Genomic DNA, 6612 nt, shown 5'->3' on the forward strand with positions numbered 1-6612 from the left:
CTTATGCCAGCATCACCGTGGGTGCTATGGATATTGTAAGTAAAGAGGAGGTAGGGAACATATGCATTAAAAATAATGGATGCCAGACAATTTGAATCCGTAATCACCATGAACGATGTCATGGATTCGGTTGAGGAAGCATATTCCCTGTACTCGACATGGAAGGCAGAGCTTTTTCCGATTATCATACATGATTTTAAACAGCGCAAAAACGACATGGACATTAAATCCGGCCACTTGGCTGGGGCGGGATTCTATGGACCGAAGATCCTCGGATTCAACAAGGATAATCCGGATTTTGGTCGATCGACAGTATCCGGGCTGATCGTCCTCATGGATATTGAGCTGGTGCAGATGGTCTTGGATATCACGCGTAGAAACGCCTTTGGCATAGAGCGCAAGGATTTGATCTTCGATCCCTGTAACATTGGACTGATGTTTCTTTACAATAGTCGGTTCAAAATCACCTTCTCGATCTCGAGGTATCTGGATGTCAACATCACCGTACTCAGATCGGACGGTTTTCTTGCTATACCCATTTCGGCTATTGGTTGTCCGCTTGTTTTTCATGTCATGCTTGGCGTATCCAAGAGAGGACTCGATTTCAGCTTCCAGCATTTCTTGAATCGTGTCTGCAAATAGATCCTTTAACGCTGATTGCACGTCGTCCACCGACTTCATGTTTTTCTCCTTGATCCATTGCTTGATCTGCTCTTTTGACATCATAAAAATCTCCCAACCTTTCTAATACTAATTGTAGTTTAGAGGTTGAGAGTTTACACAAATTATTTTACAGACTCAAACCAGCTTTATCTGATAACCCTATTAACGTTATTAAGCTTCATGGATCTCTTGATTGGATAATGTGCCCAACATGTTTTGCTGCATATCACTTATCAACTAAGGATTTACTCATGTCTTTTGGGAAGTTAAGTTGTTTAGAGGATCTCACGCCTCTACAGGAATTTTTATTCCCACCTACAAAGGAACGGGTTGAAGTCCATAGTCATTGGATCCAGCTCCAGCACGAGGCAGACAAATTATTACGGAGAGCAGACAAAGTAGTATTTATTGGTTTCTCTTTATCTGAAGATGATGCACATTTCAGATTTAAATTAAAAAAACACTTATATAGACCGACGAACTCAGTGTATGTTCAGGTAGTTGGGAGCCCGAAAAAAAAGTATTTGATATCAATTCAAATCAAGTGATGCGCAGCTACCTACAATTTTTTGGCCCTATCGATTATCAACCATCTGGATTTCAAGATTTTGCATTGAATCCGTATTAGAAATTGGTCTTAATAAAAAACTCAAGCAGAAAGATATGCTTGAGTTTCAGGCTGTCGAGAAACCCCCATCCTGATTTTCGCGGATTGGGCAGAAAAAATTTGACCTTCTAGAATCGCTTCTAAGGCGTTTTGCGAGGGTGGGGAGACATATTTGTACCCCCTAAAATGGCACTAAAAGTCCCCTTTTTTGCGAAAGGGGACTTTCTCTACACTCTGAGAAACCCCAACAATATGCTGGGGTTTCTCGTCAGCCTGTGCAAACATCCCCGAGCTTCACGCGAGGGGATGTTTGCTTTTTCTTCAAGCTTGTGCAAAACAGGAGCAGCGTTTTCCCTAAAACATCTGCTCTTTTCCAACTGGCTTTCGCTACACCTATTGCTTCATCCCTTTTTGCTGGTTCATCGTTTTTTCCAGACTCCCATCATATCCGTTCTGGAAGTAATACAGGTTGATTACTTCCTTCTCCTCGCCCTGGCCGGTAATGCCTACGACGTAGGCAGTACCGTTGGACAACTGGCAGACCACAGGCACACCGAAACGGGGGTTTTCTGTTGTTCCCACTTTCGTGCTGCTGATCGAAACATTCTTGGGCAGCAAATCGGCGACCGTTTGCTCCGCTAGCTTGAGCAGCACTGGATCGTTTCCATCTGCATGCGTTGGCGCGGAATTGGTTGCATCGTCAAAAGAGCTTGCATTGATTAGGTTGCCGTTGACAGAGTTCAGAGAAACATTGTACCGCTTGGCAGCGTTCGCGGCAGCTTTAGCGGATTGATTGGGATTAAAAACGACTGTCCAGGTATCAGAGCCAGGGAGGGGCCCCCGCAAAAACATGGCCTTGGCGGTATAGCCGCTGAGGTTTGCCCCAAACGCTTTTTTCAGAACCGTCGCTCCATAGGCAGCCGCCTGCTCTGCCGTCATATCCTTATCCCCCGGGACATAGGTGGATTGGATGCCGTCAACCCATTGCTCCTTTTCCTGCTGGGAAGCGCCCTTCATCTTGGTCGAATTCATCAATTCATCCTTGGTAAGCGACTTGGACTGGTCGATGACGGTGTATTCTGCAGCCGTTTCCGTTTTTCCGGGCGCCTCGATGGGCTGATTATGATCTGGCTGCTGTTGCAGAATCTGTTTGTCCGTTTCCGCAAACGTTTTACTGCTTAAAATGGCGTTCATTGTCAATCCGCTTCCGGCAATCAATGCAACCGCGATTGAAAAAACTCCTACATTTTTCCACATTTTTCTGACCATCCTGACAATCTCCTTTGCAAACTGTTTTTGAAGTGCTGCAAACCCATCATAAATCTCCTGGTATTATCGAGTTTTCAGAGAGTTGTAAAGGAGTTGTAAAAATGATCCGCACGGTCGTGCCCGCTGTCGGCCGGGATTTGATGACCAGATCCGCGTGATGCAAAGCGGCGATTTGCCGGCAAAGTGACAATCCCAAGCCAACGCCGCCGACATTTCTGGCGCGCGATTTGTCCACCCGGTAGAAGGGCTCGCAAACCAGAGCGACCTGCTCTTTCTCCATGCCACAGCCAAAATCCTGAACCTCAAGAATCGGGGCAGCATCATCATAAGCGGATACACGTATGGTGGAGCTTGGAGAAGAAGCCTTCACCGCATTGTCGATGAGGTTGATCAGCAGGGATTGCAGTAGATCTGAATCACCGGCAAGTTCCGGCAGCGTGCAGCTTATGTCCAGATGTATATTTTTCTCCTTCCACGTTTGCTCCGTTGCCGCTTTTGCCGAATGCAGCAATTGCGACGGTATGATCGGATGCGCATCAAGGGTGCTGTTGCTGATCAGCGCCAGATCTAGCAATTTGAAAGCAAGGTTCTGCATCCTGTCGGTTTCGCTCAAAATATATGCGGCGGCCTTTATGCGGTCCTGCTCGCGGGCATTGGCGTTTTGCAAATATTCGGCGTAACCGCGAATCGCTGTCAGCGGTGTTCGCAGCTCATGGGCGAGATTATCCACGAGCCGCTGTTTATCCTGCGCTGTTTTGTCCAGTTCGGAAATCTTTTCTTCGATGCTTGCCGCCATTTGATTGAAACTTATGGCAAGCTCATGAAATTCATCCCTGCCTCTTACGTCTATGTTCCGGTCGTAGATGCCGCCGGCGATTTCATGGGCAGCTTTCTGCAAAACCCGGATCGGCGAGGTAAGTTTTCGCAAAAGCAGCAGCAAGACTACAGCAAGGGCGATTTCCATCGAAATGCTCAAGATGACCAGATAGCGGGTGATCTGGGATTGGGCTTCATACAGGGCGGACTTGTCGCTCACGTAGACAAGCGAATATGGTTCAAAATGGCCGCCGATCTGTCCGGTGATAAACAGATAGTTGATGCCGTTTGCCATCTGGATCTTTGTTGGGTCAGCATCCCGGCGAAAGCTTTTCATTTGCTCGTCGGTATCGGCGGTGGACGGGGCATTTGAGAAGACGAGCTGATCGGCGTTCCACAGCTCCAGGTAAACGTGCTCCTTTGCGTAATAATCTGCATAGGAGCGCATGAAACTTTGCAGATAGTCGGGTACTGGTAGAGTCTGTTCCCTGAAGTACATGCTGTCCAGCGTTTGATAAATGCTTTTCGCGATGAAATGGTACTCTCCCAGCGCCCGGTCGGCATCCCGCTTCATATCGAGGGCGAAGAAATACCGGGCGATCAGGAACAGGCAAAGGTTGATGAATGCGATGAAAACGACGAGGATGACGATAAATGTTTTTTGCCAGAATTTCATCGATCAACCTCAAGCCTGTAGCCCATTTTATATACCGTTTTAATCCGGTTTTCCCAGTTCAGTTTTTTGCGCAGCTTTTGAATGTGCACGTCCACAGTCCTTGTTTCCCCGATATACTCATATCCCCACACAAGCTGGAGGAGCTTCTCGCGGGACAGCGCGATATTTTTATGCCTGATCAGCGTCTCTAGCAGTTCAAATTCCCGATGGGTTATTTCCATTTCGCTGCCGTTAACGGTGATCACTCGGCTGTCCAGATTGACCACCGTCCCGTCGAGGGAAAAAATCTGCGATGTCCGCTGGGTACGGCGGAGCACGGCATCAATGCGCGCCAACAGTTCCACGGTTTCAAATGGTTTGACAATGTAATCGTCGGCTCCCAGCTTCAACCCCTTTACCCGCTCTGACAGATTGCCCATGGCAGTGAGAAAAATAACAGGGGTATTTTGGTCCACATGCCCAATTAGCTGAAAGCCGTCCAAGCCCGGCAGCATAATATCCATGATCACAAGTGAATATGTCTGTTCCTGTAAACGCGAAAGCGCCTCGTTGCCATCATTGACCTGATCGCTGGTATGCCCCACCAGTTCCAGGTTCATCGCAATCAAATCATTGATGGATGCTTCATCCTCAATGATGAGAATATGGGCCATAAAAACACCTCCGGAGCTATTTTAACATATTTGCGCAGGGTTGCTTGCATGGACGGGGAGAGACTTGCGGTTCCGGGGTGTTCATGTGACTGATTGCATACGAGAACGAATTCGTGGAAGCAAGGTTCCCCAGAGAGTCGATTACCTGCGTCCTCGTCCCTGATCAGCAATACCCGGGACGAAAACGGAGACAAATGGAGGCCGTCGTCTGCGGCTAAAATCAAAACAGTTGTTCGCAACATGTACAAGTACAAGGATGCGCTCTCGATTTACAAGGCATTCTACCAGCAAATTGTCCGGCTCGATCTGTTCGAGTTCAAACCTAACAGCGCGCTGGAATACGCGGACCTGTTTCCGTTGATCTACTCCAAAATGCACCTGGAAGGCGTCTGGACGCAAGAAAAAGTGAAATACATACTGGTAGACGAGATGCAGGACTTACGCGCCAGTGCAGTTTACCGTATTATCCCGATGGTTCCTGTGCAAAAAAACGCTTCTCAGAGATGGCTCCCAAACTGTCAATCCGTAGATTCTTCCACGCTAGAGGACATTCGCTGTATATTTCCCGAAGACCTTTGAAATTTTGCGTTTCGCCCAAATGATCGTCCCAAATGCATGCATCGAGCCGATCGAACGGCATGGGGATGCGCCCCGCGTTGTCGAATATCGGGGGGAACGGGACCAACTGGTAACGATTCGGCACGTTGCGGCTGAATGGCTAGGGTCTGGCGACCAATCAATCGGTATCGTCTGCAAAACGGCGGACATGGCGGAACGTGTATACAGGAATCTTTGATGTTTACCGGAACCCGTGTATCTACTAGATTTCCAGAGCCGAGAGAAAACGAAAAATACCTGGACATTTATGTAAATTACGGTGGAGATTGTTTTGGATTTAAGCAATTAGTGGAGCGGGAAGAATTTGCAGATAAAGTTAAGATAACAACTGACAAATTTTTGAAGACGTTTGCTGAAGCTCAAAATGAACTGTTTAACAAATCTTGAAGCAGTCGGTCAATCACGGCAATTTTCCCAGCTTGAAGCGGGACCCTAAAATTGAAGTTGTAGTTATCGAATGAAAGGATTTTCACAACGCTCATCAATAGCTCCGGTGGTTGGATTCGGGCGGGACTCGCTCCATACAACACCGTCTTCTAATGCTTTTGGCACAGTATCCAATGTCAACAAGGTTGTCACAAGTCATTTGTTTCCCAGCCATTATCCACATTGCCCACCCACTCTATTTGCGAACAATTCGCTCTCAGTCACGCCAGGCAACACAGGTAACTCTTTGCGAATTTTATCTTCAAGATAGTTTTCATGCTCTTCTACAGTGATCATGGAGTTGACAAGCTTCTCACGTAACGTGACACCCCGCCCGAGTGTAGAGATAAAATGAATCGCTCCATTAACACCCGCAATACCTTCATCATTTTGGGTGCCGTTTTCTAATTTTTCAGGTATGTACGTGTGTGCGGGTTGTAGCTTGTAAGGCTTTAGGCGCTCAAACAGGTCATTTCTGATTGCTGCAATACCGACATGTGGCAGTATTTTTAAGATTCACATGGGTGGACAGGGATTCGTTTCTCTGTCCACTTATTGCCTTTTCTATAAATGGAGAAATGCTTCCGATCCTAAAGATGGCAAAAAGATATCGATACTATTTAAGACATCGCCTAGGTAATCATACTTTGCAGAAAATCTTGAAGGGAAGTATTAAATCCCACTGGGCCATATGTTATGCCCTTGAAATCGGTCTTCCTTCCGTGGCTAGAGATGAAGTTGAACGTCATTCGGATGCTATGCGCGATGTCTTTGCCAAGTGGTAACAAGGAGATGAGTGGCAGATCAAGCGTATTAGCCCCAAGAAGGAAAGATTAAATACTCATGGTTAACTACAGGAAATGTTTTATGGACACAAAGTGGAG

General features: G+C 47.0%; 5 protein-coding genes and 1 pseudogene. 2 read left to right on the forward strand and 4 right to left on the reverse strand.

Features of this window, described 5'->3' with window-relative positions; all coding sequences use genetic code 11:
* Positions 1-342: 342 nt before the first annotated feature.
* From Q3F21_RS26705 to Q3F21_RS26720, 4 genes and pseudogenes are all read right to left on the reverse strand, one after another.
* Positions 343-732, reverse strand: a pseudogene (locus Q3F21_RS26705) (transposase); the annotation flags it as partial.
* A 931-nt stretch (positions 733-1663) separates the two neighbouring features.
* Positions 1664-2539, reverse strand: coding sequence for a hypothetical protein (locus Q3F21_RS26710; protein WP_340259577.1), 876 nt, complete (start codon positions 2537-2539; stop codon positions 1664-1666).
* Between the two features lie 46 nt (positions 2540-2585).
* Positions 2586-4031, reverse strand: a complete 1446-nt coding sequence (locus tag Q3F21_RS26715) for a sensor histidine kinase (protein ID WP_340259579.1) — start codon at positions 4029-4031, stop codon at positions 2586-2588.
* Positions 4028-4684 carry a response regulator transcription factor gene (locus tag Q3F21_RS26720; RefSeq protein ID WP_340259581.1) on the reverse strand — a complete coding sequence of 219 codons (657 nt, stop codon included), beginning with the start codon at positions 4682-4684 and terminating at the stop codon, positions 4028-4030. Before Q3F21_RS26720 ends, Q3F21_RS26715 begins: the two co-directional genes overlap by 4 nt.
* Positions 4685-4777: 93 nt before the next feature.
* On the opposite strand from Q3F21_RS26720, the gene Q3F21_RS26725 reads away from it, so the two are divergent.
* Both Q3F21_RS26725 and Q3F21_RS26730 read left to right on the forward strand, forming a co-directional pair.
* Positions 4778-5263, forward strand: coding sequence for a hypothetical protein (locus Q3F21_RS26725; RefSeq protein ID WP_340259583.1), 486 nt, complete (start codon positions 4778-4780; stop codon positions 5261-5263).
* Positions 5264-5479: 216 nt separating this feature from the next.
* Complete coding sequence (locus Q3F21_RS26730) at positions 5480-5689, forward strand: hypothetical protein (RefSeq protein ID WP_340259585.1); 210 nt, start codon at positions 5480-5482, stop codon at positions 5687-5689.
* Positions 5690-6612: the final 923 nt, after the last annotated feature.

The sequence above is a fragment of the Brevibacillus borstelensis genome (assembly GCF_037834415.1).
Classification (GTDB): Bacteria; Bacillota; Bacilli; order Brevibacillales; family Brevibacillaceae; genus Brevibacillus; species Brevibacillus borstelensis_A.

Bases quoted from the DNA above. Each gene is read 5' to 3' on its own strand.
- Q3F21_RS26715 (WP_340259579.1), bottom strand. From the start codon at position 4,031: ATGAAATTCTGGCAAAAAACATTTATCGTCATCCTCGTCGTTTTCATC.
- Q3F21_RS26710 (WP_340259577.1), bottom strand. From the start codon at position 2,539: ATGGTCAGAAAAATGTGGAAAAATGTAGGAGTTTTTTCAATCGCGGTT.
- Q3F21_RS26720 (WP_340259581.1), bottom strand. From the start codon at position 4,684: ATGGCCCATATTCTCATCATTGAGGATGAAGCATCCATCAATGATTTG.
- Q3F21_RS26730 (WP_340259585.1), top strand. From the start codon at position 5,480: ATGTTTACCGGAACCCGTGTATCTACTAGATTTCCAGAGCCGAGAGAA.